The organism is Streptomyces sp. NBC_00287 (genome assembly GCF_036173105.1).
GTDB lineage: Bacteria > Actinomycetota > Actinomycetes > Streptomycetales > Streptomycetaceae > Streptomyces.
This window is the reverse complement of the sequence record NZ_CP108053.1, coordinates 3,986,944-4,013,479: the sequence shown is the minus strand read 5'-3', so window position 1 is coordinate 4,013,479 and position 26,536 is coordinate 3,986,944. Positions and strand designations below refer to the sequence as shown.

Below are 26,536 nucleotides of genomic sequence, written 5' to 3'. Positions count from 1 at the left end.
AGGCCCCCGCATGCTCTCCGGGAACGGTCGTCACCGTCGCCCCCGCCAGGCCCCGGCTCTCATCGTCGCGGCCGGAGTGACCGGCTCTGCCATCGCCATCCCGCTCCTCGGCGCCTCGGGCGCGAGCGCTGCCGAGGGCACGACCTGGGACCGGGTCGCGGAGTGCGAGAGCGGTGCCTCCTGGAGCGAGAACAGCGGCAACGGCTATTACGGCGGTCTCCAGGTCACCCAGGAGAACTGGGAGCGGTACGGCGGCACGACGTACGCCGCCAGCGCGGACCAGGCCAGCCGCTCCCAGCAGATAGCCGTCGCCGAGCGCATCCTCGCCGACCAGGGTCTCGCCGTCTGGCCGACCTGCGGCCCGCTCTCCGGCCTTGACGCCGAGTCGGGTTCGGTCGACATCGACACGGGCGTGGCGAGCGATGAGCCCGCTTCACCCGACTCCTCCGCTTCACCCGACTCCTCCGCTTCACCCGATTCATCCGGTTTGCTGGACTCCATCGACGGCGACTCCTCCGACTCGAAGTCCGATTCCTCCCCCTCGCCCGAGGCTACGGCCAACTCGGCTAAGTCGGACAAGTCCTCCAACTCCCCGGAGGCTGGGGAGTCCGCGGAACCCTCGACATCCCCCGAGAGCGACCCCTCTCAGGAAGTCGACAGCGAACCCACAGCCACCCCAGGGCGGGACAACTCGGACAACTCCGGTCAGACCGAAGGTGATTCCGCCCTCACCGACACCGGCTCCACCACCGAAAACGGCACCGGCACCGGCCGCCATCGCGGCGAACCCGCCGAAGAGGGTGCCGAAGAAGCCGACGGCTCGTACGTCGTCCGCGTCGGCGACAGTCTCGTGGGCATCGCGGACTCCCTTGACCTGAACGGCGGATGGCGCGGCCTCTACGCCGCCAACAAGTCGACCGTCGGTACCGACCCGGACCTCATCCTTCCCGGTCAGACCCTTGAAGTAGGGGTCGAACCGGTCGAAAAGCAGCGGTAGTTCACGTCACGCTTCGCGCTGAATGTCCGGTTTGGCGAAAGTGTGGGATGAGTCTCAGAAGCCCTGATCGTCTTTGAAATTCCGCGGATCGCCTGTCTACGGTCAGGACCGCTCGCCAACACGAGCCCCGGCTGCCGCAACGCCGAATCCTGCCAGCGGCCGTACGGGAACAGTCGTCGCGTCATGCGCCGTAGGCAGGAGCGGGGGACCCAAGGTAAGCGCCGGGACCGGCAGTTGAGGCAGCTCAACAGACGGCACCGGCTTGGGGTGAAGCCGCGCGACCAGGAGCCGAAAGGCGACGGTCCGCGGCCGGGCAACTCAACCGGCCCGAACCCGACAGCTCACCTCGCAGGCGTCGGTGAGGGGATCGATCCATGCTGTTTTCCGGCAAGGGCAAGCACCGTCGTCCGTCCAAGGCCACTCGCGCCATCGCCATCGCCGGCGTCACCGGCGCCGCTGTCGCCGCCCCGCTGATGGCGGCCGGCAACGCCTCCGCCGCCACCGCCTCCGAGTGGGACACCGTCGCCCAGTGCGAGTCCGGCGGCAACTGGTCCATCAACACCGGCAACGGCTACTACGGCGGTCTGCAGTTCTCCGCCTCCACCTGGGCCGCGTACGGCGGCACGCAGTACGCCTCCACCGCCGACCAGGCCAGCAAGGCCCAGCAGATCGAGATAGCCGAGAAGGTCCTCGCCGGCCAGGGCAAGGGCGCCTGGCCGCACTGCGGCACCGGCCTGTCGAGCGCCGCGTACACCGGCGGCTCCAGCTCCACCGGCTCCACCGAGAGCAGCACCGAGACCCGTTCGACCGAGGAGCAGTCCGCCTCGCGTTCGACCGAGCGTCCGGCGCAGAAGACGCAGAAGACCGTCACCACCCCGACCGGCAAGAAGGTCAAGAAGGGCGACGGCGAGTACAAGGTCGTCAAGGGTGACACCCTCAGCACCATCGCCGAGGAGCACGACGTCAAGGGCGGCTGGGAGAAGCTCTTCCAGCTGAACAAGGACATCGTCGCGGACGCCGACCTGATCTACCCCGGTCAGCAGCTGCACCTCAAGTAATCCCGTAGCCGAACCACAGGCCCCTCATATCGGTGTCCTCCATACTGGAGGCCTCGTGAGGGTCACCCCCCGTCCCCACGGGCTCCCCGCTCCGGTGCGTGTTCCCCCGTACGCACCGGAGCGGGGTTTTCTTTTCCGGTAGTTCACCGCCCCTTTGTTCCGTGGAGAAACAATGGGTACCGTCTGTCCTTGTCCACGGGACGGTCGGTCGGCTGGCCTATGTCCCTCAGGCGGTTAGGCTCTAGTCGCAAGGCTCACTGCCCCGCACTTCCAGCGTCACATCCCATGAAGGAGATGCTCGTGCCGTCCATCGACGTCGTCGTAGCCCGGGAAATCCTGGACTCCCGAGGCAACCCCACGGTCGAGGTCGAGGTCGGCCTCGACGACGGCAGCACGGGTCGTGCCGCCGTTCCGTCCGGCGCGTCCACCGGCGCCTTCGAGGCCATCGAGCTCCGCGACGGTGACCCGAACCGCTACCAGGGCAAGGGTGTCGAGAAGGCCGTCCTCGCCGTCATCGAGCAGATCGGCCCGGAGCTGGTCGGCTACGACGCCACCGAGCAGCGCCTGATCGACCAGGCGATGTTCGACCTGGACGCCACCGACAACAAGGGCTCCCTCGGCGCCAACGCCATCCTCGGCGTCTCGCTCGCCGTCGCCCACGCCGCCTCCGAGGCCAGCGACCTCCCGCTCTTCCGCTACCTGGGCGGCCCGAACGCGCACCTGCTGCCGGTGCCGATGATGAACATCCTGAACGGCGGCTCGCACGCCGACTCCAACGTGGACATCCAGGAGTTCATGATCGCCCCGATCGGCGCGGAGTCCTTCTCCGAGGCGCTGCGCTGGGGCACCGAGGTCTACCACACCCTCAAGAAGGTCCTGAAGACGAAGGGCCTGTCCACCGGCCTGGGCGACGAGGGCGGCTTCGCCCCGAACCTGGACTCCAACCGCGCCGCCCTCGACCTCATCCTCGAGGCCATCAAGGAAGCCGGTTACACCCCCGGCGAGCAGATCGCCCTCGCGCTCGACGTCGCCGCCTCCGAGTTCTACAAGGACGGCGTCTACTCCTTCGAGGGCAAGGACCGCTCCGCCGCCGAGATGACGGAGTACTACGCCGAGCTCGTCGAGGCGTACCCGCTCGTGTCCATCGAGGACCCGCTGTTCGAGGACGACTGGGCCGGCTGGAAGACCATCACCGACAAGCTCGGTGACAAGGTCCAGCTCGTCGGCGACGACCTGTTCGTCACCAACCCGGAGCGCCTGGCCCGCGGCATCGAGGACGGCGCCGCCAACGCGCTGCTCGTGAAGGTGAACCAGATCGGTTCGCTCACCGAGACCCTGGACGCCGTGGAGCTCGCCCAGCGCAGCGGCTTCAAGTGCATGATGTCCCACCGCTCCGGCGAGACCGAGGACGTCACCATCGCCGACCTCGCCGTCGCCACCAACTGCGGCCAGATCAAGACCGGCGCCCCGGCCCGCTCCGAGCGCGTCGCCAAGTACAACCAGCTGCTGCGCATCGAGGAGATCCTCGACGACGCCGCGGTGTACGCCGGTCGCAGCGCCTTCCCGCGCTTCAAGGGCTGAGCCTTCCCGCACGTCCGCTCTGCGGACCACGGGCACAGTAAGGGCTAAGGCCTAGCCAGTCGTACGTACGTCCCCGTACCCGGTCCCGTACCGTGTGCGGGGACGTACGCGCGTGTGAACGGGAGTGAGCGATGGCCGTCAAGGACCGGGACCGTTTCTCCACCGCGACCAGGATCCGGTTGCTCGGTGAGCAGACGGCGGCCCGTGTCTACCGCTCCCAGACCAAACGACAGGCCCGCCGCTCCCGGCTCACCGGCCGCGCGGCCCTGCTCGCCCTCGTCGTCTGCTCCCTGGTCGTCGCCCTCGCCTATCCGATAAGGCAGTACGTCGCCCAGCGCGCCGAGATCGCCGATCTGGAGCAGCAGAAGCAGCAGGCCCAGGAGCGGGTGGAGGAACTGCGCGATCTCAAGGCACGCTGGCAGGACGACGCGTACGCGGAGCAGCGGATCCGGGAGCGGCTGCACTATGTGATGCCGGGGGAGACCGGGTTCATCGTGGTCGATCCCGACGCGGCGAAGCAGGCGCGCACCGACCTGGGCGCGGCCGACCGGCCCTGGTACGCGAACGTCTGGGACGGGGTCGACAAGTCCGACGCCGCCGATCGATAGACAGACCGCGATAGACAGATCGCGCTGGATAGACAGAGACGAAAGACTGTTATGGAAACGCCCCCGCCCACCACTCCGCGTACCGAGCCGACCGACGCGGATGTCGAGGCCTTCAAGCAGCAGCTCGGCCGGCCGCCGCGTGGGTTGCGTGCGATCGCCCACCGCTGTCCCTGCGGCCAGCCGGATGTGGTCGAGACGGCACCCCGGCTGCCGGACGGTACGCCCTTCCCGACGCTCTACTACCTGACGTGCCCCAAGGCGAACTCCGCCATCGGGACGCTGGAGGCGGAGGGGGTCATGAAGGAGATGACCGAGCGGTTGCAGACGGATCCTGAGCTGGCCGCGGCGTATCGCTCGGCGCACGAGGACTACATCCGGCGCCGCGATGAGATCGAGGAGCTGAAGGGCTTCCCGAGCGCCGGGGGGATGCCGGACCGGGTGAAGTGTCTGCATGTGCTGGTGGCGCACTCGCTGGCGGCGGGGCCGGGGGTGAACCCTCTGGGGGACGAGGCGCTGGCGATGCTGCCGGAGTGGTGGCGCAAGGGCGCTTGTGTGACGCGGGTTCAGGAGGACGTCCAGTGACCCGCGTTGCCGCCATCGACTGCGGTACCAACTCCATTCGTCTGCTCGTCGCCGACTGTGACCCGGCGACCGGTGAACTCGTCGATCTGGACCGTCGTATGACCATCGTGCGGCTCGGGCAGGGGGTCGACCGTACCGGGCGGCTTGCTCCCGAGGCGTTGGAGCGGACCTTTGCCGCTTGCCGGGAGTATGCGGCGGTCATCAAGGAGCATGGCGCGGAGCGGGTGCGGTTCGTCGCCACCTCCGCCTCTCGGGACGCCGAGAACCGCGATGACTTCGTGCGGGGGGTCATCGACATCCTCGGGGTCGAGCCCGAGGTGATCAGCGGGGATCAGGAGGCCGAGTTCTCCTTCACCGGTGCGACCAAGGAGCTGGCCGAGCACGACCACCTCCCCAAGCCGTATCTCGTCGTGGACATCGGCGGTGGATCCACCGAGTTCGTCGTCGGTGAGGAGCACGTCCGTGCCGCCCGGTCCGTCGACGTCGGGTGTGTGCGGATGACCGAGCGGCATCTCGTGCGGGACGGGGTCGTGGCCGATCCGCCCGGCGCGGAGCGGATCGCCGCCATGCGTGCCGATATCGAGGCCGCTCTCGATCTCGCCGAGCAGACCGTGCCGTTGCGGGAGGCGCACACGCTCGTGGGGCTCGCCGGGTCCGTCACCACCGTGTCGGCCATCGCGCAGGAGCTGCCGGAGTACGACTCCGCCCGCATCCACCACTCCCGGGTCTCCCACGACCGCGTCCGCGAGATCACCGAGTGGCTGCTGCACTCCACGCATGCCGAGCGCGCGGCCGTTCCCTCCATGCATCCGGGGCGGGTCGACGTCATCGCCGCGGGGGCCCTCGTACTGCTGGCGATCATGGAGCGGATCGGGGCCGAGGAGGTCGTCGTCAGTGAGCACGACATCCTCGACGGCATCGCCTGGTCGGTGGCGTAGCTCTCCTTTGTTACCGATCGGTAGCCCTCGGCTGAGCAGGTCATGTAGCGTCTGAGCGCGTTCGAGGGGCCCTTGAGGGCCCCTCTGCGACACTCCGTCGGGAAAAGTTCGTGAAGTTCTTCACAAGGAATTCGGCCCGGTCGGGGCACGGAAGGGGGCCGGTTGGCCCTTCCGGGGGCCCAACACCCGCTTGAACATGTTCAGGAGGGGTGTGCGAGGGTTCCGGAGGAGGGGGTCGCGGGGGAGTGTTTCGGAGGGCTCACGGTGGCCTCCGGCGGCCAGAGAGGCAGCTCACGCGGCATTGACAACGGTCCGCCCTACACGGTGGAACCCCCTCGCCGCCATGACCTGGATCACGCGAGCCGCGGAGGATAGCACACCCCCTGCAGAAGCTTGTGAAGGGGCGCACGAGCGACCCCCCTGAGGCAGGTGGATACTCGATGGCATGAGCACCACGGAGCGTCCCAGGATCCTCGTAGTAGGCGGTGGGTACGTAGGCCTGTACGCAGCTCGGCGCATTCTCAAGAAGATGCGCTACGGCGAGGCGACCGTCACGGTCGTCGACCCCCGGTCGTACATGACCTACCAGCCCTTCCTCCCCGAAACCGCCGCCGGCAGCATCTCCCCGCGCCACGTCGTCGTCCCGCTGCGACGCGTGCTGCCCAAGGCGGAGGTCCTCACCGGCCGGGTCACCACCATCGACCAGGACCGCAAGGTCGCCACGATCGCCCCCCTCGTGGGCGAGGCGTACGAGCTGCCGTTCGACTACCTGGTCATCGCGATGGGCGCGGTCTCCCGCACCTTCCCGATCCCCGGCCTCGCCGAGCAGGGCATCGGTATGAAGGGCATCGAGGAGGCCATCGGCCTGCGCAACCACGTGCTGGAGCAGCTGGACAAGGCCGACTCCACCACCGACGAGGAGATCCGCCGCAAGGCGCTCACCTTCGTCTTCATCGGCGGTGGCTTCGCGGGTGCGGAGACCATCGGCGAGGTCGAGGACATGGCCCGCGACGCGGCCAAGTACTACACCAGCGTGTCCCGTGAGGACATGCGGTTCGTCCTCGTCGACGCGGCCGACAAGATCCTCCCCGAGGTCGGCCCCAAGCTCGGCCAGTACGGCAAGGAGCACCTGGAGGCCCGCGGGGTCGAGGTCTACCTCTCCACCTCGATGGACTCCTGCGTCGACGGCCATGTCGTGCTGAAGAACGGCCTCGAGGTCGACTCCAACACCATCGTGTGGACCGCGGGCGTCAAGCCGAACCCGGCCCTGACCCGCTTCGGTCTGCCGCTCGGCCCCCGTGGTCACGTCGACTGCGAGCCGACGCTCCAGGTCAAGGGCACCGACTACATCTGGGCCGCCGGCGACAACGCCCAGGTCCCGGACCTCATCGGCCGCAAGGCGGGCAACGAGAACGCCTGGTGCCCGCCGAACGCGCAGCACGCGCTGCGGCAGGCCCGCGTCCTCGGCGACAACGTGATCTCCGGTATGCGGGGCTTCCCGCAGAAGGACTACAGCCACGCCAACAAGGGTGCTGTGGCGGGCCTCGGCCTCCACAAGGGCGTCGCGATGATCGTCATGGGCAAGATGAAGATCAAGCTCAAGGGCCGGCTGGCGTGGTACATGCACCGCGGCTACCACGGCATGGCGATGCCGACGTGGAACCGCAAGATCCGCGTCTTCGCCGACTGGACGCTCGGCATGTTCCTCAAGCGCGAGGTCGTCGCCCTGGGTGCTCTCGAGTCCCCGCGCGAGGAGTTCTACGAGGCTGCCAAGCCGGCCCCCGCGCCGGTAGCTGCCGCGAGCAAGACCGACGCGAGCAAGACCGACGCGAGCAAGACCGAGGAGAAGGCGAAGGCCTCCTGACGGTCGCCGCCCGCTGATCCACCCGAAGGACCTCCCGCCATCCGTGGTGCGGGAGGTCCTTCGGTGTTTGCGGATGGGGAAGTCTTAACGCAGATGGGGGACTGCGCAGTCGCCCCGTTGGTGTTTACGTGGGTGGTGGACATTCCGGGATCACCGTCATGGAGGTGTGCGCCATGGCAGACGCCGCGCTGCGGCTGAAGGGCCTCGTCGAACAGTTGCTGGGAGCACCGCTCCCCATGCGTATCCGCGCCTGGGACGGATCACAGACGGGCCCGCCGGGCGCACCGCTGCTGATCGTCCGTAACCGCCGTGCCGTCCGCCGTCTGCTGTGGCGGCCGGGCGAACTCGGTCTCGCCCGCGCCTGGGTGGCGGGCGATCTGGACATCGAGGGGGACCTGTACACCGCCCTCGAACTGCTCTCCGGCCTGGTGTGGGAGCGCGGCGAGGACGCCCGCTCGCTCACCGAGGCGCTGCGCGACCCCGAGGTGCGCGCGGCGGTGAGAGGGCTCATCGGACTGGCCCGGCCGCTGCCCCCGCCCGCGCCCCCGGAGGAGGAGGTCCGCCGGCGCCGCCACCTCCACACCAAGCGCTCCGACCGACGCGCCATCAGCCATCACTACGACGTCGGCAACGACTTCTACGAGATCGTCCTCGGCCCCTCGATGGTGTACTCCTGCGCCTACTGGGAGGACGCCGGGACGCTGGAGGACGCCCAGCGCGACAAGCTGGACCTCATCTGCCGCAAGCTCGCCCTGACCCCGGGGCAGCGGCTCCTGGACGTCGGCTGCGGCTGGGGCTCCATGGCGATCCACGCCGCCCGGGAGTACGGCGAACGTGTCGTCGGCATCACGCTGTCGCAGGAGCAGGCGGCGTACGCCCGTAAGCGCGCCGCCGACGAGGGGCTCACCGACCGGATCGAGATCCGGGTGCAGGACTACCGCGATGTGGCGGACGGGCCGTACGACGCGATCTCCTCCATCGGCATGGCCGAACACGTCGGCGCCGAGCGGTACTTGGAGTACGCCGATGTGCTGCACCGGCTGCTGAAGCCCGGTGGACGGCTGCTCAACCACCAGATCGGCCGGCGCCCGCAGCGCGATGAATCCACGTACCGCGTCGACGAGTTCATCGACGCCTACGTCTTCCCCGACGGCGAGCTCCAGCCCCTCGGCAGCACCGTCGGCCAGCTGGAACGCGCCGGGTTCGAGGTGCGGGACGTCGAGTCGATCCGGGAGCACTACGGCCTCACCCTGCGCCAGTGGGTCACCCGTCTGGAGGCCGACTGGGACCGGGCGGTACGGCTCACCAGCCCGGGCCGGGCCCGGGTGTGGCGCCTGTACATGGCGGCCTCGGCGCTCGCCTTCGAGCGCAACCGCATCGGCGTCAACCAGGTCCTGGCGGTCCGCACCCCCGACTCGGGCGCCTCCGGGATGCCGCTGAGATCCCGGACCTGGAACTGACAAAGGGCCCCGCTTCCGTCACGGAAGCGGGGCCCGATCGCCTTGTTCCTACTCCGACTTGATCGCCGTCAGCATGTTCAGCCGCGCCGCCCGGCGGGCCGGCCACAGCGCCGCCAGCACGCCCACGGTCGCCGCCAGCAGCAGGAAGACGCCCATCCGGGCCCACGGCAGGACCAGTTCGTACGTCGCCATCCTCGACGCCAGCAGCTCCCCGGCCGCCCAGCCGAAGAACACGCCGAGGCCGATGCCCAGCACCCCGCCGAACAGCGAGATCACCAGGGACTCCAGCCGGACCATCCGCTTGATGCCCTTGCGGTCCAGGCCGATCGCGCGGAGCATGCCGATCTCCTGGGAGCGCTCGAACACCGACATCGCGAGGGTGTTGATGACGCCGAGCACCGCCACGATCACCGCCATGGCGAGCAGGCCGTAGACCATGTTGAGGATCAGCGTGAACATCTGCGCGATCTCGTTGGAGAGGTCCTTCTTGTCCTGGACCTTGATCGCCGGGTTGGCGCCGAGGGCCTTCTCCAGTGCGTCCTTCGTGGCGTCCGACGCCCCGTCGGCCGTCTTCACCATGACCTGCATGTCGGCCGGGTCGGTGAGGTGCGGGGTGAGGGTGCGGTTGTCGAGCATGATCCCGCTGATCATCTCGTTGCCCTCGTAGACCCCGGCGACGGTCAGCCGCTGCGCCTTGCCGTCCTCGTAGTGCGCGGTGAAGCTCGAACCGGACTTCCAGCCATGGGACTTGGCGGTGTCGTCGTCGACGACCACCTGGGTGCCGCCGACCTCGAAGGCGCCGCTTGCCATGGGCAGCTCGGTCAGATCGGTGATCGAGGAGCCGTTGACGCCGGTCAGATACTCGGTGTCGCCGTCGATCCGGGAGGGCGCGTTGCGCAGCGGGCTGGTGGCGGTGACGTCGTCCAGCTCGCGCAGCTTCTTGTCGACGTCCGGCGAGAGCTCGTTGCCGTTCGCCATGGAGACCACGTAGTCCGCGCGCAGCGCCGAGCTCGCCATCTTGTCGATGCCCTGCTGGAGGCTGCCCGCCATCACCGTCATACCGGTGATCAGGGTGAGCCCGATCATCAGCGCGGAGGCGGTGGCGGCCGTACGGCGCGGATTGCGGACCGAGTTCTGCCGGGCGAGCTTGCCCGAGACCCCGAAGATCCGCAGCACCGGCGAGGCCGCCGCGATCAGCGGGCGGGACAGTAGCGGCGTCAGGATGAAGACACCGATGATCAGCAGGACCGCGCCGAGACCCATCGGGGCCTGGCCGTCCGAGCCGTCCATCGAGGTCGCCGCGAGCACGACCGCGACACCCGCGCCGGAGAACAGCGCGCCGAGCGTGTTGCGCAGCACCAGCGACTTGGTGGTCGCCTGCGCGTGCAGGCTGCTCATCGCCGCCACCGGCGGGATCTTCGCCGCGCGGCGGCCGGGCAGCCATGCCGCCACCATGGTGATCACCACGCCGACGACGAGCGCGGTCACGATGGTGCCGGGCGAGATCACCAGCGGTCCGTCGGGGATGGTCGCGCCGAGCACGCCCATCAGGGAGCGCAGTCCGGCCCCGATGCCGATGCCCGCGACCAGACCGGCCACCGCGGCCACCGCGCCGACCACGAACGCCTCGATCAGCACCGACCGCGTGACCTGCTTGCGCGAGGCACCGACCGCACGCAGCAGCGCCAGCTCCTTGGTGCGCTGGGCGACCAGCATGGTGAAGGTGTTGGCGATGATGAATGTGCCGACGAAGAGCGAGATACCGGCGAAGACCAGCATCCCCTGCTTCAGCCCGCTCATCGACGAGGAGATCGTCTCGGCCTGGTCGTCGGCGAGCTGGGTACCGGTGGTGGTCTCCACCAGGTTCTTCGGCAGCGCCTCGTCGAGCGCGGCCTTCAGCGCGGTCTGGCTGGTGCCGGCCGCCGCCTTCACATCGATCTCGTCGTACGTGCCCGTCTTGCCGAACAGCTGCTGCGCGGTCGCCGTGTCGAACAGGGCGAGGCTGCCGCCGGCGGCGACATTGCCGTCGTCGGTGGTGAAGATGCCGACGATCGTGGGCCCCAGCACCGGTCCGTCGACGGACAGCCGGACGGTGTCGCCGACCTTGTACCCGGCGCGCTCGGCGGTCTCGGAGTCGATGAGGACCTCGCCCTCGCCGCTGGGCTTGTGCCCGTCGACGAGCGGGTACCGGGCGTCCTTGTCGCCCCAGTAGTTCCCGCCCTGCGACTGGAAGCCGCCGCCGATGAGCTTGCCGTCCTTGTCGGCGATGGCGGTGAAGCCGCTGACGACGCCGATCGCGGAGGCGGCGCCGGGCACCTCGGCGGCCGTGTCGAGCTGAGCCTTCGTCAGCTCGGGTGTCTTGCCGATCGTATTGCCCTTGTCCTCCTGGGACTCGGGCGTCACGGCGACGTCGACATGGTCGAAGCCCTTGGCGGAGCTGTTCTGCAGGGCGTTGGAGAGGGAGTTGGTGAAGACCAGGGTGCCGGAGACGAACGCGACGCCGAGCATGACGGCGAGCACGGTCATCAACAGGCGGGCCTTGTGCGCGAGGACGTTGCGCAGGGCGGTGCGGAACATCAGCTGGTGCGGCCCTTCGCGTCGAACTGCTTCATGAAGTCGAGGACGTTGTCGGCCGTGGGCTGGTACATCTCGTCCACGATCCGGCCGTCGGCGAGGAAGACCACCCGGTCCGCGTAGGCCGCGGCCACCGGGTCATGAGTCACCATCACCACGGTCTGCCCCAACTCCCGTACGGAGTTGCGCAGAAAGCCCAGCACCTCGGCGCCGGAGCGCGAGTCGAGGTTTCCGGTCGGCTCGTCGCCGAAGATGATGTCCGGCCGGGAGGCGAGCGCACGGGCCACGGCGACGCGCTGCTGCTGGCCGCCGGAGAGCTGGGAGGGCCGGTGCGAGAGGCGGTCCTTGAGACCCACCATCTGGATCACGGAATCCAGCCACTGCTTGTCCGCCTTGCGCCCCGCGATGTCCATCGGGAGGGTGATGTTCTCCAGCGCGGTCAGCGTCGGCAGCAGGTTGAACGCCTGGAAGATGAAGCCGATCTTGTCCCGGCGCAACTTGGTGAGCTGCTTGTCCTTCAGCGAGCCCAGCTCGGTGTCGCCGATGCGCACGGAGCCGGAGGAGAAGGTGTCCAGGCCCGCCACGCAGTGCATCAGCGTGGACTTGCCGGAGCCGGACGGGCCCATGATCGCGGTGAACTCGGCCTGCCGGAAGTCGACGGAGACCCGGTCCAGGGCGACCACCTGGGTCTCGCCCTGTCCGTAGATCTTCGACAGATCCGTGGCGCGCGCGGCCACGGCGGTGGCCCGGCCGGCGATGGATGCGGTGGTCACGAGAAGGCGCTCCTCGACAGAGGTTGGAAGTGTTTCGGGAACGTCTCCATCGTCATGGCCGCCGGTGTCCGTGTAGTCAGCCGCTGTTCCGGTTCCGAAGGCAGACTCGGGTCGCACCGAACGCGGCGGTGTCATACCTGGGGATGACGGCGACCCCTGAGAGCCCGCCTGTCGAGAACAGGTGGAGCGTCCTTGTTCGGGCGGTGAAATTCCGTCATTCCCCATGCGTGGCCGGGCGGCGGTTGCAAGGCTATTGGCAAGTGCGGATGGCCCGTACCGTGGGCTGATGCACCCTCAGACGTCAATAAAATAAGACAACATCGGGCCGTCCTTCCGCTGTTCGGGGGATGTATCCCGATAGGCTCGGAACCTCGACGCGGAGCCCATGGCCTGCCCGGATGGTGGAATGCAGACACGGCGAGCTTAAACCTCGCTGCCCCTCGCGGGCGTACCGGTTCAAGTCCGGTTCCGGGCACCTCCGACCCACGCACGGCCGCCGATTCGCGGCCCTTTCCGTGCACCCTTCATCGAGAACTTCACCGCAGGGACCGTTGACAGCGGCCGGTTGCGGTCGGAGACTCACGGCAAGAAGTCAGTGAAACAAACTTCACCAGACGAACGCCGAGGGAAACCTCGACCGCCACCGTCGAAGGGAACGACCGATGCGCACCACCGTCGGCATCATCGGAGCCGGCCCCGCAGGCCTCCTCCTCGCCCGGCTCCTGACCGACGCGGGAATCGACTCGGTCGTCCTGGAGAGCCGCGACCGCGTCTATGTCGAGCAGCGCCAGCGGGCCGGAATCCTGGAACAGGGCACCGTCGACGTCCTGCGCGCGGCCGGGGCCGGCGCGCGCATGGACCACGAGGGCCTGCGTCACGACGGCATAGAGCTCCGCTACGACCGCACCCGCCACCGCGTCGACTTCCCCGCCCTCACCGGCGGCCGGTCGGTGATGGTCTACGCCCAGACCGAGGTCTGCAAGGACCTCATCGCCCTCCAATTGAAGGACGGCGGCCCGCTCCTCTTCGAGGCGGAGGGACTGGCCGTGGAGGACGCCGACAGCGACCGCCCGCGCATCCGCTTCCGGCACGAGGGCCGCGAGGACGTCCTGGAGTGCGACTACGTCGTGGGCTGCGACGGCTTCTGGGGGGTGGCGAGGCAGGCGATCCCCGCCTCCGTCACCCGGACCTTCGAGCGGACGTACCCCTTCGCCTGGCTCGGCATCCTGGCCGACGTCCCGCCCTCCCACGACGAGCTGGTGTACGCCCGCCACGACCGCGGCTTCGCCCTCCTGTCCATGCGCTCCCCGTCCGTCTCCCGCCTCTACCTCCAGGTGCCGGAAGGCACTGACCCCAAGGAGTGGTCCGACGACGCGATCTGGGCCGAGCTGGAGCGCCGCTTCGAGACGGACGACGACTGGCGGCTCGAACGCGGCCCGATCACCCAGAAGTCGGTCACCCCCATGCGCTCCTACGTCCACGAGCCCATGCGGTACGGCCGGCTCTTCCTCGCCGGTGACGCGGCGCACATCGTGCCGCCGACCGGGGCCAAGGGGCTGAACCTGGCCGTGGGGGACGTCGTCACCTTCGCGCGGGCGCTGACGTACGAGAAGGAGATCGGCTCCGCCGAGCTGCTCGACGCCTACTCGGCGCAGTGTCTGCGGCGGGTGTGGCAGGCCGAGCGGTTCTCCTACGACATGACGACGCTGCTCCACCGGGCCCCGGACGCCACCCCGTTCGAGGACCGGCTCCAGCTCGCCCGGCTGGCGCGGATCGCGTCCTCGCGGGCCGCCGAGACCGAGCTGGCCGAGGCGTATACGGGGTTCCCGGTCGGCTGATCACCGATGGGTTCCGGCCATGTAGCGGGTTGGTCATGAATGAGGGCCTCCGGTGCCGGGAATCACGGACCCGCGTAGCGTGTTGCGCAGCACAGCAAGGGAAAGATCCTCCCCAAGCACTAGAGTCTTTCTTTTGCCTTTCCATTACTCTTGAGCCCAAGGCCCGCAAGGCGGCCATGGAGGAGTGAAATGAGGAGCAGCAACCCGGTCTTCTCGCGACGGGGGTTCAGCCGCGACAACGGCTACGCGGGCTTCAACGCCCAGCCGCAGGCCGGGGGCGCCGCTGTGGGTACGCAGGGCAACCCGTATGCCCAGCCGCAGGGGGCCAACCCCTACGCCCAGAACCCGTACGCGCAGAACCCTTACGCCCAGCAGGACCTGCAGCACGGCGCGCCGCCGCAGGCCCCGGTCACCACTGGCCGGATGACGCTGGACGACGTCATCATGCGCACCGGCACGACCCTCGGCGTCCTGATCGTCACCGCCGCGCTCGCCTGGGCGCTGCTGCCGGTCGACGACGCCAACATCAGCCGGTCCTACGGCATCGCCATCGGCGCGGGCCTGCTCGGCATGGTCCTGGCGCTCGTGCAGTCCTTCAAGCGCAAGGCCTCGCCGGCGCTGATCCTGTCGTACGCCGCGTTCGAGGGTGTGTTCCTCGGCGTCGTCTCCAGCGTTGTCGACAACCGTCTCGCCGACGGTGCGGCCATGCAGGCCGTGCTCGGCACGATGGCGGTCTTCCTCAGCGTGCTGGTGGCGTACAAGGCGGGCTGGATCCGCGTCAACCGCCGTTTCGTCGGCTTTGTGATGGCGGCCGCGCTCGGCTTCATCCTGCTGATGGCGGTCAACCTGCTGTTCGCCGTCTTCGGCGGCGGTGACGGCCTCGGCTTCCGCAGCGGTCCGCTCGGCATCATCATGGGTGTCGTCGGCATCCTGCTCGGTGCCTGCTTCCTCGCCCTGGACTTCAAGCAGGTCGAGGACGGCATCGCCTACGGTGCCCCGCGCGAGGAGGCCTGGCTCGCCGCCTTCGGTCTCACGCTGACGCTGGTGTGGATCTACATGGAGTTCCTGAGGATCATCGCGATCCTCAACAGCAGCGACTGATTGCCGCTTCGGAAGGGCCCCGGGTCATCGACCCGGGGCCCTTCGGCGTCTGCGGTACACAATGCGCGCCTAGAAGAACTTGCGCGCCGCCCTCCTCAGGTCGTACTCGTGGACGATCGCCTTCGCGTGGCCGTACGCGAGGTCGTATTCGTGGCGAAGCCAGCTGACCTTCTCCTCGAAGCGGACGAGGGCCGGGCCTTCTTCTACGGTGCGCAGCCAGTCGGAGACTTCACGACCGGTGCAATGGGGGATGCGGGCGAGCATGTTGCGGTGGGTCTCCTCGGAGAGGACGTGGGACATCGGCGCCTCCGGACGCAGGGGATGTAAGCCGGTCCTTCAGGTCACCGTGCCTGAGCGTTCGCGTGTTGGCAACAGTCCCGGTTCGGCGCGTACGGTTGCGGCGTGGTGGATACGACGCGTCTGACCCAGGCTGTGGATCACTTCGCCGACCGGTTGAGGGCGGCGCCGCAATCCCGTTTGCAACGGGGGGCTGCCGCGGAGGCGCTGGCGCTGGCCAGGGAGTTGGCGTCCCGGGCGCAGGTTTTGGAGGCGCCGGGGGTTGAGCCTCGGGTCATGCCTGATGCGGGGATGTTTGCCGCGGCTGATCAAATCACCGTCGCGGTGCATGACTTGGGCCTCGTATTGACGGACGAAGCCCAAGTGGACGAAGCGCTGGAACTGGTGGCAGAAGCGCAGAAGAGGGCGGGGGTCTGAGGTCTCGTCGGCGGGTGCGGCCCGGTGGGGGCTGGTCGCGCAGTTCCCCGCGCCCCTAAAGGGACGCTATGACTCGGTCGGCCAAGATGTACACGTTCTCCTCGCCGCAAGCGAATGTCAGGGTGTACGCCCCTGAGATTCCGGAGCCGCCCAGCAGTACCGGGGTCTCGCCCGCGCGGAGGGCTTCGGCCAGGCGTTCTGCTGTTTCTCGGTGGCCCGGGGTCATGCACAGTGTCGTGCCGTCGGCGAAGACGTAGACGTCGAGGGTGCCGAGGGGGCCCGGGCGGACGTCGGTCAGTTCGGTGGCGGAGGCGGCCAGTTCCTCGAGGGTGGCTACCGTGCGCTCGTGGTCGTTCACGACCGGTGACTGCACCGGTACGAAATCCGGGTGCGAGGGGTGGCGGCGGCGGGCCGCGGCCAGTTCCGGGGACTCGCCGGCGAACTCGTCGGCGTCCGTGGTCGGCTCGGTGACCGGCTCCAGCGGCTCAAGGCCCACGAAATCGCTCTGCCGGGGCAGGAACAGCTCGCTGTCGGTCAGGCCCAGCAGCGTCGGGGCGTCGGAGGCGTCACGGGCCTCCTGCGCTGCCCAGAAGGCGCGCGCCTCGGCGAGCTCCCGCTCGCGCTCCTCCGCCAGGGCCTCGGCCACGGCGGCGCGTATCTCCTCGGTGTCCGCGGCCGGACGGGCGGCGGGCACCAGACCCCGGGCCGCGGCCGCGTTGTTCGCGGCGAGCTCGGTGTGCAGGGCCGCGACCTGTCGGCGCAACACCATGAGGGTGCGCAGGACGGCGACGCCCACGGCGCCGGTGGCTGCCGTGGTGAGCAGCAGGGCGATCGGCATGGCGCTCACTGACGTACTCCCGGTTCAAAGTCGACCCCCGACTTCCTACATCAGCTTGAAGGGTGGACTAACCAGCTGTCAGTGCGTAACGTCACGAACCGGACAGGACTTTGGGCCTGGCGGGTACCGGCGTAACGCCTCTGACCTGCGCAAATCCCTCAACCGAGGGAGATAGGTCACATCCTGGGGGAGATTGGATCACAAAAAGGCCCAGAACCTGGGCGGTTACCGGGTTCTGGGCCTATGGGTCACTCAGGGTCTCGCGACGGCTACGGTCAGCTCAGTCGCTCGATGACCATCGCCATGCCCTGGCCGCCGCCGACGCACATCGTCTCCAGACCGAACTGCTTGTCGTGGAACTGGAGGGAGTTGATGAGCGTGCCGGTGATGCGGGCGCCGGTCATGCCGAAGGGGTGGCCGACCGCGATGGCACCGCCGTTGACGTTCAGCTTCTCCAGCGGGATGCCCAGGTCGCGGTAGGAGGGGATCACCTGCGCGGCGAACGCCTCGTTGATCTCGACCAGGTCGATGTCGTCGATGGTCAGGCCGGCGCGGCGCAGGGCCTGGTGGCTGGCGTCGACCGGGCCGAGGCCCATGATCTCGGGGGACAGGCCCGAGACACCGGTCGACACGATGCGGGCGAGCGGGGTCAGGCCCAGCTCGCGGGCCTTGGTGTCACTCATGATGACGACCGCGGCGGCGCCGTCGTTCAGCGGGCAGCAGTTGGCGGCGGTGACCATGCCGTCGGGGCGGAAGACGGGCTTCAGGCCCTGGACGCCCTCCAGGGTGACGCCGGCGCGCGGACCGTCGTCCTTCGAGACGACCGTGCCGTCGGGGAGGGTCACCGGGGTGATCTCGCGCTCCCAGAAGCCGTTCTTGATGGCTTCCTCGGCGAGGTTCTGCGAGCGGACGCCGAACTCGTCCATGTCCGCGCGGGTCACGCCCTTCCAGCGGGCGAGGTTCTCGGCGGTCTGGCCCATCGCGATGTAGGCGTCCGGGACCAGCCCGTCCTCGCGCGGGTCGTGCCAGGTCGTGCCCTCCTGCTGGGCGACGGCCTCGGTGCGGGCCTCGGCCTCGGCGAAGAAGGGGTTGTGCGTGTCGGGCAGCGAGTCGGAGTTGCCCTTGGTGAAGCGGGAGACCATCTCGACACCGGCCGAGATGAAGACATCGCCCTCGCCGGCCTTGATGGCGTGCAGGGCCATGCGGGAGGTCTGCAGCGAGGAGGAGCAGTACCGGGTGACGGTGCAGCCGGGGAGGTGGTCCATCCCCATCTGTACGGCCACGATCCGGCCGAGGTTGTTGCCCTGCTCGCCGCCGGGCAGACCGCAGCCGAGCATCAGGTCGTCGATGTCCCGGGGGTCCAGCTCCGGGACCTTGGCGAGGGCGGCCTGGATGATCGTGGCGGTGAGGTCGTCCGGGCGCAGGTCCTTCAGAGAGCCCTTGAAAGCGCGGCCGATGGGGGAGCGGGCGGTCGAGACGATCACGGCTTCGGGCATCACGGCTCCAGACGACGACGGAAGAGGGTGTATGGGGGAAGTTACCCGTACGTAAGGCCTCGGTCACCGCCATCAGGGTGTGATGCGGAACTCTTTTCCAAGCGCTTGCTTAGGTGGTGTGATGGGTGTCGGCGTTGCCTGCGCCGGCATGGGGGCGAACAGCCAGTCCACAGGCGGCTGGGTCAGCGGCTGGACCAGTCGGCGTACGAACGGCGACCCGAGCACCGCCGCGAGCAGGACCCCGCCCACCATCAGGGCGATCAGCTCCAGATGGGTGTCGGCCCGGGCTATCAGACCGCGCTCACGGAACGGCAGAATGACCAGCGGGTGCAGCAGGTAGATGGTGAAACCGCCCGTCCCGAGCACGGAGATCAACGGCAGCCGCCGCTTCGGCACCAGCCGCAGCAGGCACAGCACCAGCGCCGCCGCCGAGGCCAGCACCAGCAGCCGGACCAGCCAGGCGCCCTCCATGCCCAGCGGGGTGTCGGCCGCATACGCATGGCTCATCGAGAGCCAGGTGCCCCTGACGCCCCCGTGCCAGGCCACGGCGAAGGAGGCGAGGATCCCCGCCACCGCGACCGGCAGGCTCCACCGGCTCGCGAACCACTCCCGGAACATGCCCTGGCCCAGCCTCCAGCCGAAGTAGAACAGCGGCAGGTACACCAGGGTCCGGCTGGCCGCGAACCGCATGCCGAACTCGTCGATGTACCCGACCGCGAGCGCCACGACCGTGGTGACCAGCAGCGGATGGCGCAGCTGGACCACCAGGGGCAGCAGCAGCCGCCAGAAGAAGAGCGCCATCAGGAACCACAGCGTCCACGGCAGCTCGGTGATGTGCAGCTTGAAGGGGCGGCCGAGTGCGTACGACTCCAGCGAGAACAGCAGGCTGAAGATCAGGGCGGGCAGGGCGATGTTGCGCAGCAGGGTGCGCAGCTGGCGCGGGCCGAGTGGCCCTCCGCTGCTGAAGACCCCGGCCAGGATGACGAAGAGCGGCACCCGGAAGGCCCAGGTTCCGACGTGGTAGACCGCCAGGGTGTCGTGGCGGCTCATGAGGCTGCCGATGGAGTGCAGGACCACGATCAGTGCGGCGGAGACGAACCGGGCGTTGTCCCACCAGGGGTCACGGGTACGGCTCTGGCCGGTGGGTCTCGGAAGGGGCTTTTCCATCGCGGGGGCGTGCTCCTGACAGCAGCTGACAGCGGAAGCACACCCTCGCGAAAGCCGGGGGTGATCCGGTTACGCGGTATCGCTCGGACGGTGAACTGTGCGTGTACGGAAGGCGGCTCGCTAGGAGGGTCCGGTTCCGCTTCACACGCCGGACGCGCTGGTGGGGGACGGTTCCGCCTCCCCGACCCGGCGCCGGCGCCTGCGCTTGAGCAGCGCCCACGGGCCCCGGGGGCCGGTCGGCATCGCCGCCGTGACCTCCGTACCCGCCTCGGACGCCGCCTCCGCTGCGGCCCGGGCGACCGGCAGGAAGCCCTCGCGGCGGGAGACGTCGGGGCGCTCTTCCTCGGCCGGCCACAGGCCCAGGGCGGCGCAGACCGTCGGGAGTACGGCCATCGCCGCCGTGGCGTAGCCCTCCGCCGAGGGGTGGTAGCTGTCGGGGCCGAACAGCTCGCGGGGGTTCGCCGCGAACTCCGGGCCCAGCAGATCGCCCAGCGACACCGTACGGCCGCCCTGCTCGACGACGCCGATCGTCTGGGCCGCCGCGAGCTGACGGGAGGCGCGTCGGGCCAACCAGCGCAGGGGCTGCTGGACCGGCTCGATGGTGCCGAGGTCGGGGCAGGTGCCGACGACCACCTCGGCGCCGGCCGTGCGCAGCCGTCGTACCGCCGTCGCCAGATACCGCACCGAACGGGTCGCCGGCATGCGGTGGGTGACGTCATTGGCGCCGATCATGATCACGCAGACGTCGGGCAGCCGGTCGGAGTCCGCCAGGGCCAGCGCCACCTGGCGTTCCAGGTCGTCGGAGGTGGCGCCGGGGGAGGCGACATTGCGCAGCCGCACCGGGCGCTCCGCCACCGCCGCCAGTCCCGACGCCAGCAGCGCGCCCGGCGTCTGCCCGGCCCGCCGTACGCCCTGGCCCGCGGCCGTGGAGTCGCCCAGCATCAACAGCCTGAGCGGAGGCTCACCGGCGGTGGTGTAGCCATTGCCGTACAGGCCCTCCGCGCTCGGCGCGTGCGGCGCCGTGCCATTGCTCACGGCGCGCTTGGCCAGCTGGACCTCCGCCAGCACCAGACCCACGGCGGCCGCGCCGGCCAGCCCGATCCCACCGCCGCCGTACGCGGCACCGGCCGCGATCCGACGGGCCACCCTCGCCCTCGACATGCTCGTCATGCCTCGCCGCCACCTCCTCGAACCCGTACATCCACTCATTGCCCCGCACGGACCGTGGCCCAATCCCAACGGGGAGTGAACGACCGTCATGGGGGCCCTGGAGCCAATAGGCTGGCGGAACCACTAACGACATCTTTTGCAGCATCCGGAGACAACGGTGCAATTCCACGACTCGATGATCAGTCTCGTCGGCAACACCCCGCTGGTGAGGCTCAACAGCGTGACCAAGGGCATCAAGGCGACCGTCCTGGCCAAGGTGGAGTACTTCAACCCGGGCGGTTCGGTGAAGGACCGGATCGCTCTGCGCATGATCGAGGCCGCGGAGGAGAGCGGCGCGCTCAAGCCCGGCGGCACCATCGTCGAGCCGACCAGCGGCAACACCGGGGTCGGGCTCGCCATCGTGGCCCAGCAGAAGGGCTACAAGTGCATCTTCGTGTGCCCCGACAAGGTGAGCACCGACAAGATCAATGTGCTGCGGGCCTACGGGGCGGAGGTCGTCGTCTGCCCGACCGCCGTCGACCCCGAGCACCCGGACTCCTACTACAACGTCTCCGACCGGCTGGTCCGTGAGACGCCGGGCGCGTGGAAGCCCGACCAGTACTCCAACCCCAACAACCCGGCCTCGCACTACGCCTCGACAGGGCCCGAGCTGTGGGAGCAGACGGAGGGGAAGATCACCCACTTCGTCGCGGGCGTCGGCACCGGCGGCACCATCTCCGGTACCGGCCGCTATCTGAAGGACGTCAGCGACGGCAAGGTCCAGGTCGTCGGCGCCGACCCCGAGGGCTCGGTCTACTCGGGCGGCTCCGGGCGGCCGTACCTCGTCGAGGGCGTCGGTGAGGACTTCTGGCCGAGCGCCTACGACCGCACGGTCGCCGACGAGATCGTGGCGGTCTCCGACAAGGACTCCTTCCAGATGACCCGCCGCCTGGCGAAGGAGGAGGGCCTGCTGGTCGGCGGCTCCTGCGGGATGGCCGTGGTGGCCGCGCTGCGCGTCGCCGAGCGTCTCGAGGAGGGCGACGTGGTCGTCGTACTCCTGCCGGACAGCGGTCGTGGCTACCTCAGCAAGATCTTCAACGACGAGTGGATGGCCGACTACGGCTTCCTGGAGGACGAGGGCCCGAGCGCCCGCGTCGCCGATGTGCTGAATGACAAGGAGCACGGCGCCATGCCGTCCCTCGTCCATATGCACCCCGACGAGACCGTCGGCCAGGCCATCGAGGTGCTGCGCGAGTACGGCGTCTCGCAGATGCCGATCGTCAAGCCGGGCGCGGGTCACCCGGATGTGATGGCCGCCGAGGTCGTCGGTTCCGTTGTGGAACGGGAGCTGCTGGACGCCCTGTTCACCAAGACGGCCTCCCTGGAGGACCCGCTGGAGAAGCACATGTCGGCCCCGCTGCCGCAGGTCGGCTCCGGCGAGCCGGTCGGCGACCTGATGTCCGTGCTCGGTACGGCGGACGCGGCGATCGTCCTCGTCGAGGGCAAGCCCACCGGCGTGATCAGCCGTCAGGACCTGCTCGCCTTCCTCGCCAAGGGCGGGAAGTAGCGGCGAACGTACGGTGAACGGCCCGTGTCGGTGGCGAACTTGCGGTGATCAGCAGCCTTCGGGGCTTCGCGGAAGTGGTACGAGGGTGTCACGTCCGCGCAGCACCCGCTTAACACGGGTCCGGCACATTAGTGGGTGTCGGCAGGGCGGGAGCGGCTCCCCGCCCCAGCCGGCGCCGAACGTCCAAGGACCTCCGGAGCGGCTCCCGGACCTCCATGGACGCCGGACGTGAGACCCGGTCCTGACCCGGTCGACGTCCTTCGCGGGGACCGCCGTCGTCCCGCCCCCCGGCAACGGGGGTGCGGCGGTCCCCGCGCATTATCTTTTGGTCAGCGGGCCGTACTGGCCCAACTCCCCGGCAACTGCCGACCTGGTGGTCAACTCAGCCCTCCCAGTCGCTGTCCTTCTGGGACTTGCGGCGGCGCCGGAACAGGTCCGGGTGGGTGCGGGCGGCCTGGACCACGTTCACCCCGACGATGCCCGCCCAGGCGACCAGCAGGCCGGGCAGGTGGGCCACCCCGCCGCCGATGCCGGACAGCGGGATCGCGAGCACCAGCGAGACGATGCCGAAGCCGAAGCGCTCGCCCCACGAGTCCGTCGTCTGCGGTGACCGGGAACCCCGGGCCACCACCATCTGCTGCTCGGCGAGCTGCCGGCGCACCCGGCGCTCGACCGCCCCGTCGATGCGCTGGTCGACCTTCTCCAGGAACGAGTCGACCAGCGCGGACTCGTACTCCTCACCCAGCTCCCTGCGGGCCTGCAGGGTGGCGTTGAGTTCTTTCTTCAGCTCGGTGTCCCGCGCGTCCATTCCCGTCATACGGACAACGTTAGGGAGCCCGGCCGGTCGGGGCACTGGGGATATCCCCCCTGTTCGACCTCGGGTCCTCAGGCGGTCAGCCCGTGCTGCTCGGCGTAGGCGTTCGCCACGTCCTCCGGGTCCTTCTTGTCCTTGTCCACCTGGCGGTTCAGCTCGGTGAGCTGGGCCGTGGTGAGGACGTTGCCGAGCTCGGCGAGGGCCTTGCGGACCGTGGAGTCCGCCTTGCGGTCGGCGATGAGGGGGACGATGTGCTGGCCGGGGATCAGGTTCTTCGGGTCCGACAGGACCACCCAGTCGTTGGCCACGATGTCCGTGTCCGTGGTGAAGAGGTTCGCCACGTCCACGTCGCCCTTCTTCAGGGCGCCCTTGACCAGCGGGCCCGAGGAGTCGAGCGACTTGAACTCCTTGAACTCCACGCCGTAGACCTCCTTCAGGCCCACCGCGCCGACCTCGCGCTTCTTGACCTCGGGCGCGGCGCCGATGACCAGCTTGCCGTTCTGCTTCTTCAGGTCGGCGAGGGAAGTCAGGCCGTACTTCCGCGCGGTCTCCTGTGTGACCACGAAGGCGTCCGAGTCCTCGGCCATGCCGTACGGCAGCACCTGGAGGCCGGCCGGGAGGGCCATCGCGAGGGCGTTCTGCATCTCGCCCTCCTCCGTCGCCGTCGCCTTCGGGGCGACGTAGTGCAGAAGGGCGCCCTGGTACTCGGGGAGCAGATCGATGTCGCCGCCCCTGATGGCGGGGATGAGGATCTCCCGGGTGCCGAGGTTGGGGCGGACGTTCACCTCGACCCCGGCCGCCTGCAGCACGGCCGCGTACAGGTACCCGAGCACCTGGTTCTCGGTGAAGTTGGCGGTGCCGATGGTGATGCCGCCCTTGCTGGAGCCGCCGCCACCGGAGGAGGTGCCCTCGTTGTCGAGGGAGGTGATGCCGCTCGCGCAGGCGGACAGGGCGGGGACGGAGGCGGCTGCGAAGAGGCCGCCGAGGAGAGTGCGTCGGTTCATCGAGAGGTCCCTAGGCAGTGCGGTGGCGGAAGAGGAAGCGCTGAAGGGCGGAGAGCGACAGATCCAGGGCTACGGCGATCACGGCCACCAGCACCGCGCCGCCCAGCACCTGCACCAGGTCGCGCTGGGCCAGACCGTCGAAGACGTAGCGGCCCAGGCCGCCGAAGGAGACGTACGCGGCGATGGTCGCCGTCGCGACGACCTGGATCAGCGCCAGGCGCAGGCCGGTCATGATCAGGGGGAGGGCCAGCGGGAGTTCCACCTGGAAGAGGACCTGGTGGCCGCGCATGCCCTGGCCCTTCGCCGCGTCCTTCACATCCGGATCCACGGCCGTCATGCCCGCGTAGGTGTTGGTGACGATCGCCGGGACCGCGAGGGCGACCAGGGCGACGTACACCGGCGTCATGGACAGACCGCTGGCCAGGAAGACCAGCACGACCAGACCGACGGTGGGCAGGGCGCGGCCGAAGGACGCCAGGTTGATCGCGAGGAACGCGCCCTTGCCGGTGTGCCCGATCAGCAGGCCGAGCGGGAGGCCGATCGCGGCCGCGATGAGGGTGGCGAGGAGCGAGTACTGGAGGTGCTCGGTGAGGCGGTGGGCGATGCCGTCGGGGCCGGTCCACTGCTCGCCGCTGGTCAGCCAGTCGCCGAGGTTCTTGATGAGTTCGTACATATCAGGCTCGCCTCCTGCGCCAGGGGGTCAGCACGTACTGGAGGGCGACCAGAGCCGCGTCCGCGACCACGGCCAGCAGCAGGGTGAGGACCACTCCGGCGATCACCGGGGTCGGGAAGTTGCGCTGGAAGCCGTCGGTGAAGAGCTGGCCGAGGCCGCCGTCGCCGATGTAGGTCGCGACCGAGACGAGCGAGATCGACATGACCGTCGCGATCCGGACGCCCGCCATGATCACGGGGAGGGCGAGCGGGAACTCGACCGTGAGCAGCGTGCGCAGCGGGCGCGTGCCCATCGCCTTCGCCGCCTCCTTCGTCTTCGCGGGCACCGAGTCCAGGCCCTCGACCGTGTTCCGGAGCAGGACGACCAGGGTGTAGACCGTCAGGCCGATGACGGTGGTGGTCCGGGTCAGACCGCTGATCGGGAGCAGGAGCACGAAGATCGCGATCGAGGGGATCGTGAAGAGCACGTTCGACAGGCCGAGCAGAAAGCCGCGCAGGGGGCGGACGCGGTGGGCGACGACCGCCAGCGGCAGCGAGATCAGCAGGCCGAGTGCTACCGCGCTGAGCGCCGCCTGGAGGTGGGAGACCGTGAGCGTGGTGAGGTCGTCGGTATGGCCGGATATCCACGACCAGTCGATGGTCATGCGGCCACCCGCGCTTCGGTGTGCGCCCGGCCCGCGTGCTCATGGATGTCATCGCGCGAGGAGACGCCGGTGAGGACACCGTCGGCGTCGACGCGGGCGATCAGGCCGGTGGGGGAGGAGAGCGACTCGTTGAGCGCGGAGAGCAGGGAGTCGCTGTCCTTGAGCGGTCGTACGGGGAGCTCGGCGTCCTGTCTCGCCCAGTGGAGGGGCTTGCGGGCCTCGTCGAGTACGAGGGTCCAGTCGCCTTGGGGCGCGGGGCCCTGGGGGACCTCGGCCAGGGTCTTCAGCGAGAGCAGCTTCAGGCCGCGCTCGGCGCCGAGGAAGTCGGCCACGAAGTCGTCGGCGGGGCGGGCGAGGAGTTCGGCCGGGGTCGCGCACTGCACCAGTTGGCCGCCGGTGCGGAAGATGGCGATCCGGTCGCCGAGCCGTACGGCCTCGTCGATGTCGTGCGTGACGAAGACGATGGTCTTGCTCAACTCCTTCTGGAGCCGGAGCAGTTCGTCCTGGAGCTGGGTGCGCACCACGGGGTCGACCGCGCCGAACGGCTCGTCCATGAGCAGCACCGGCGGGTCGGCGGCGAGGGCGCGCGCAACGCCGACGCGCTGCTGCTGGCCTCCGGAGAGCTGGTGCGGGTAGCGCTTGCCGGCCTCGGCGGACAGGCCGACGGTCTCCAGCAGCTCGGCCGCTTTCGTACGCGCCTTGCGGCGGCCCCAGCCGAGCAGCAGCGGCACGGTGGCGATGTTGTCCAGCACCGTGCGGTGCGGGAAGAGGCCGGCCTGCTGGATGACGTAGCCGATGGAACGGCGCAGCTCGGCGGCGTCCTGCTCGGTGACGTCCTTGCCGCCGACCCGGATGGTGCCGGAGGTCGGCTCGATCATCCGGTTGACCATCCGCAGGGTGGTCGTCTTGCCGCAACCGGAGGATCCGACGAGGACGGTGACGCCGCCTTCCGGCAGGTCGAGGGTGAGATCGTGAACTGCTGTCGTGCCGTTGGGGAAGCGCTTGTGGACCGCGTCGAACTGGATCATGAGTTGTCCCTTGCCCGGCTGTATAACGTCATGCAGAGTTCTCTGTAGCTGAATAGGTTGTCAACGGGT

At 69.2% G+C, this 26,536-nt stretch carries 24 protein-coding genes, 1 tRNA gene and 1 riboswitch; of the genes, 13 read left to right on the top strand and 12 right to left on the bottom strand.

The genetic code is table 11. The features are described 5' to 3' along the window. Window positions 1-10: 10 nt before the first annotated feature. The 8 genes from OHT76_RS18185 to OHT76_RS18150 all read left to right on the top strand — a co-directional run bounded on the left by OHT76_RS18185 (window position 11) and on the right by OHT76_RS18150 (window position 9,088). Entirely contained in the window at window positions 11-997 is a 987-nt protein-coding gene (locus OHT76_RS18185; RefSeq protein ID WP_328871885.1) for a transglycosylase family protein, read from the top strand. A gap of 176 nt (window positions 998-1,173) precedes the next feature. Then, a riboswitch (cyclic di-AMP (ydaO/yuaA leader) is annotated at window positions 1,174-1,367 on the top strand. 4 nt (window positions 1,368-1,371) lie between these two features. Next, entirely contained in the window at window positions 1,372-2,055 is a 684-nt protein-coding gene (locus OHT76_RS18180; RefSeq protein ID WP_328871884.1) for a transglycosylase family protein, read from the top strand. 300 nt (window positions 2,056-2,355) lie between these two features. Next, window positions 2,356-3,636, top strand: a complete 1,281-nt coding sequence (eno, locus tag OHT76_RS18175; RefSeq protein ID WP_328876564.1) for a phosphopyruvate hydratase — start codon at window positions 2,356-2,358, stop codon at window positions 3,634-3,636. A gap of 131 nt (window positions 3,637-3,767) precedes the next feature. After that, on the top strand, window positions 3,768-4,244 hold the full coding sequence (locus tag OHT76_RS18170; RefSeq protein ID WP_328871883.1) for an FtsB family cell division protein: 477 nt from the start codon (window positions 3,768-3,770) through the stop codon (window positions 4,242-4,244). 51 nt (window positions 4,245-4,295) lie between these two features. Further along, complete coding sequence (locus OHT76_RS18165) at window positions 4,296-4,826, top strand: DUF501 domain-containing protein (RefSeq protein ID WP_328871882.1); 531 nt, start codon at window positions 4,296-4,298, stop codon at window positions 4,824-4,826. Further along, window positions 4,823-5,764, top strand: coding sequence for a Ppx/GppA phosphatase family protein (locus OHT76_RS18160; RefSeq protein ID WP_328871881.1), 942 nt, complete (start codon window positions 4,823-4,825; stop codon window positions 5,762-5,764). Before OHT76_RS18165 ends, OHT76_RS18160 begins: the two co-directional genes overlap by 4 nt. 445 nt (window positions 5,765-6,209) lie before the next feature. After that, window positions 6,210-7,628 (top strand): NAD(P)/FAD-dependent oxidoreductase, encoded by a 1,419-nt coding sequence (locus OHT76_RS18155; protein WP_328871880.1) that lies wholly within the window; start codon window positions 6,210-6,212, stop codon window positions 7,626-7,628. A gap of 173 nt (window positions 7,629-7,801) precedes the next feature. Next, window positions 7,802-9,088, top strand: a complete 1,287-nt coding sequence (locus OHT76_RS18150) for a cyclopropane-fatty-acyl-phospholipid synthase family protein (protein WP_328871879.1) — start codon at window positions 7,802-7,804, stop codon at window positions 9,086-9,088. A 48-nt stretch (window positions 9,089-9,136) separates the two neighbouring features. On the opposite strand, the gene OHT76_RS18145 is transcribed toward OHT76_RS18150, so the two are convergent. Then, window positions 9,137-11,665 (bottom strand): ABC transporter permease, encoded by a 2,529-nt coding sequence (locus OHT76_RS18145; RefSeq protein WP_328871878.1) that lies wholly within the window; start codon window positions 11,663-11,665, stop codon window positions 9,137-9,139. Continuing rightward, entirely contained in the window at window positions 11,665-12,435 is a 771-nt protein-coding gene (locus tag OHT76_RS18140) for an ABC transporter ATP-binding protein (protein ID WP_328871877.1), read from the bottom strand. Before OHT76_RS18140 ends, OHT76_RS18145 begins: the two co-directional genes overlap by 1 nt. A gap of 392 nt (window positions 12,436-12,827) precedes the next feature. Here OHT76_RS18140 and OHT76_RS18135 point away from each other — a divergent pair. The 3 genes from OHT76_RS18135 to OHT76_RS18125 all read left to right on the top strand — a co-directional run bounded on the left by OHT76_RS18135 (window position 12,828) and on the right by OHT76_RS18125 (window position 15,374). After that, window positions 12,828-12,910 (top strand) — tRNA-Leu (locus OHT76_RS18135). A 187-nt stretch (window positions 12,911-13,097) separates the two neighbouring features. After that, window positions 13,098-14,273 (top strand): 4-hydroxybenzoate 3-monooxygenase, encoded by a 1,176-nt coding sequence (locus tag OHT76_RS18130; RefSeq protein WP_328871876.1) that lies wholly within the window; start codon window positions 13,098-13,100, stop codon window positions 14,271-14,273. 189 nt (window positions 14,274-14,462) lie between these two features. After that, entirely contained in the window at window positions 14,463-15,374 is a 912-nt protein-coding gene (locus tag OHT76_RS18125) for a Bax inhibitor-1/YccA family protein (protein WP_328871875.1), read from the top strand. Between the two features lie 69 nt (window positions 15,375-15,443). Here OHT76_RS18125 and OHT76_RS18120 read toward each other — a convergent pair whose 3' ends face one another. Further along, window positions 15,444-15,674 carry a DUF4287 domain-containing protein gene (locus tag OHT76_RS18120; protein ID WP_315883725.1) on the bottom strand — a complete coding sequence of 77 codons (231 nt, stop codon included), beginning with the start codon at window positions 15,672-15,674 and terminating at the stop codon, window positions 15,444-15,446. Between the two features lie 102 nt (window positions 15,675-15,776). Between OHT76_RS18120 and OHT76_RS18115 the strand changes: the two genes are divergently transcribed. Further along, window positions 15,777-16,088, top strand: coding sequence for a hypothetical protein (locus OHT76_RS18115; RefSeq protein WP_328871874.1), 312 nt, complete (start codon window positions 15,777-15,779; stop codon window positions 16,086-16,088). Between the two features lie 55 nt (window positions 16,089-16,143). Here OHT76_RS18115 and OHT76_RS18110 read toward each other — a convergent pair whose 3' ends face one another. From OHT76_RS18110 to OHT76_RS18095, 4 genes are all read right to left on the bottom strand, one after another. Further along, the gene (locus OHT76_RS18110) at window positions 16,144-16,926 is read right to left on the bottom strand and encodes a hypothetical protein (protein ID WP_328876563.1); all 783 of its coding nucleotides are present in this window, start codon (window positions 16,924-16,926) and stop codon (window positions 16,144-16,146) included. Window positions 16,927-17,201: 275 nt separating this feature from the next. Beyond that, window positions 17,202-18,422 carry an acetyl-CoA C-acetyltransferase gene (locus OHT76_RS18105; RefSeq protein WP_328871873.1) on the bottom strand — a complete coding sequence of 407 codons (1,221 nt, stop codon included), beginning with the start codon at window positions 18,420-18,422 and terminating at the stop codon, window positions 17,202-17,204. Window positions 18,423-18,494: 72 nt separating this feature from the next. After that, on the bottom strand, window positions 18,495-19,589 hold the full coding sequence (locus OHT76_RS18100; protein WP_328871872.1) for an acyltransferase family protein: 1,095 nt from the start codon (window positions 19,587-19,589) through the stop codon (window positions 18,495-18,497). A 141-nt stretch (window positions 19,590-19,730) separates the two neighbouring features. Further along, window positions 19,731-20,759 carry an SGNH/GDSL hydrolase family protein gene (locus OHT76_RS18095; protein ID WP_328871871.1) on the bottom strand — a complete coding sequence of 343 codons (1,029 nt, stop codon included), beginning with the start codon at window positions 20,757-20,759 and terminating at the stop codon, window positions 19,731-19,733. 157 nt (window positions 20,760-20,916) lie between these two features. Between OHT76_RS18095 and OHT76_RS18090 the strand changes: the two genes are divergently transcribed. Next, window positions 20,917-22,305 carry a cystathionine beta-synthase gene (locus tag OHT76_RS18090; protein WP_328871870.1) on the top strand — a complete coding sequence of 463 codons (1,389 nt, stop codon included), beginning with the start codon at window positions 20,917-20,919 and terminating at the stop codon, window positions 22,303-22,305. A 382-nt stretch (window positions 22,306-22,687) separates the two neighbouring features. Here OHT76_RS18090 and OHT76_RS18085 read toward each other — a convergent pair whose 3' ends face one another. The 5 genes from OHT76_RS18085 to OHT76_RS18065 form a co-directional block, all read right to left on the bottom strand. Then, window positions 22,688-23,113, bottom strand: coding sequence for a hypothetical protein (locus OHT76_RS18085; protein ID WP_328876562.1), 426 nt, complete (start codon window positions 23,111-23,113; stop codon window positions 22,688-22,690). Between the two features lie 77 nt (window positions 23,114-23,190). Next, on the bottom strand, window positions 23,191-24,123 hold the full coding sequence (locus OHT76_RS18080) for an ABC transporter substrate-binding protein (RefSeq protein WP_328871869.1): 933 nt from the start codon (window positions 24,121-24,123) through the stop codon (window positions 23,191-23,193). A gap of 10 nt (window positions 24,124-24,133) precedes the next feature. Continuing rightward, window positions 24,134-24,796 carry an ABC transporter permease gene (locus tag OHT76_RS18075; RefSeq protein WP_328871868.1) on the bottom strand — a complete coding sequence of 221 codons (663 nt, stop codon included), beginning with the start codon at window positions 24,794-24,796 and terminating at the stop codon, window positions 24,134-24,136. Between the two features lies 1 nt (window position 24,797). Continuing rightward, window positions 24,798-25,439 carry an ABC transporter permease gene (locus OHT76_RS18070; protein ID WP_328871867.1) on the bottom strand — a complete coding sequence of 214 codons (642 nt, stop codon included), beginning with the start codon at window positions 25,437-25,439 and terminating at the stop codon, window positions 24,798-24,800. After that, window positions 25,436-26,467, bottom strand: coding sequence for an ABC transporter ATP-binding protein (locus OHT76_RS18065; protein ID WP_328871866.1), 1,032 nt, complete (start codon window positions 26,465-26,467; stop codon window positions 25,436-25,438). Before OHT76_RS18065 ends, OHT76_RS18070 begins: the two co-directional genes overlap by 4 nt. Window positions 26,468-26,536: the final 69 nt, after the last annotated feature.

Coding starts and splice junctions, on each gene's coding strand:
- OHT76_RS18185 (WP_328871885.1), top strand. CDS start 11: ATGCTCTCCGGGAACGGTCGTCACCGTCGCCCCCGCCAGGCCCCGGCT.
- OHT76_RS18180 (WP_328871884.1), top strand. CDS start 1,372: ATGCTGTTTTCCGGCAAGGGCAAGCACCGTCGTCCGTCCAAGGCCACT.
- OHT76_RS18170 (WP_328871883.1), top strand. CDS start 3,768: ATGGCCGTCAAGGACCGGGACCGTTTCTCCACCGCGACCAGGATCCGG.
- OHT76_RS18165 (WP_328871882.1), top strand. CDS start 4,296: ATGGAAACGCCCCCGCCCACCACTCCGCGTACCGAGCCGACCGACGCG.
- OHT76_RS18155 (WP_328871880.1), top strand. CDS start 6,210: ATGAGCACCACGGAGCGTCCCAGGATCCTCGTAGTAGGCGGTGGGTAC.
- OHT76_RS18150 (WP_328871879.1), top strand. CDS start 7,802: ATGGCAGACGCCGCGCTGCGGCTGAAGGGCCTCGTCGAACAGTTGCTG.
- OHT76_RS18145 (WP_328871878.1), bottom strand. CDS start 11,665: ATGTTCCGCACCGCCCTGCGCAACGTCCTCGCGCACAAGGCCCGCCTG.
- OHT76_RS18130 (WP_328871876.1), top strand. CDS start 13,098: ATGCGCACCACCGTCGGCATCATCGGAGCCGGCCCCGCAGGCCTCCTC.
- OHT76_RS18125 (WP_328871875.1), top strand. CDS start 14,463: ATGAGGAGCAGCAACCCGGTCTTCTCGCGACGGGGGTTCAGCCGCGAC.
- OHT76_RS18120 (WP_315883725.1), bottom strand. CDS start 15,674: ATGTCCCACGTCCTCTCCGAGGAGACCCACCGCAACATGCTCGCCCGC.
- OHT76_RS18110 (WP_328876563.1), bottom strand. CDS start 16,926: ATGCCGATCGCCCTGCTGCTCACCACGGCAGCCACCGGCGCCGTGGGC.
- OHT76_RS18105 (WP_328871873.1), bottom strand. CDS start 18,422: ATGCCCGAAGCCGTGATCGTCTCGACCGCCCGCTCCCCCATCGGCCGC.
- OHT76_RS18100 (WP_328871872.1), bottom strand. CDS start 19,589: ATGGAAAAGCCCCTTCCGAGACCCACCGGCCAGAGCCGTACCCGTGAC.
- OHT76_RS18095 (WP_328871871.1), bottom strand. CDS start 20,759: ATGACGAGCATGTCGAGGGCGAGGGTGGCCCGTCGGATCGCGGCCGGT.
- OHT76_RS18085 (WP_328876562.1), bottom strand. CDS start 23,113: ATGGACGCGCGGGACACCGAGCTGAAGAAAGAACTCAACGCCACCCTG.
- OHT76_RS18080 (WP_328871869.1), bottom strand. CDS start 24,123: ATGAACCGACGCACTCTCCTCGGCGGCCTCTTCGCAGCCGCCTCCGTC.
- OHT76_RS18075 (WP_328871868.1), bottom strand. CDS start 24,796: ATGTACGAACTCATCAAGAACCTCGGCGACTGGCTGACCAGCGGCGAG.
- OHT76_RS18070 (WP_328871867.1), bottom strand. CDS start 25,439: ATGACCATCGACTGGTCGTGGATATCCGGCCATACCGACGACCTCACC.
- OHT76_RS18065 (WP_328871866.1), bottom strand. CDS start 26,467: ATGATCCAGTTCGACGCGGTCCACAAGCGCTTCCCCAACGGCACGACA.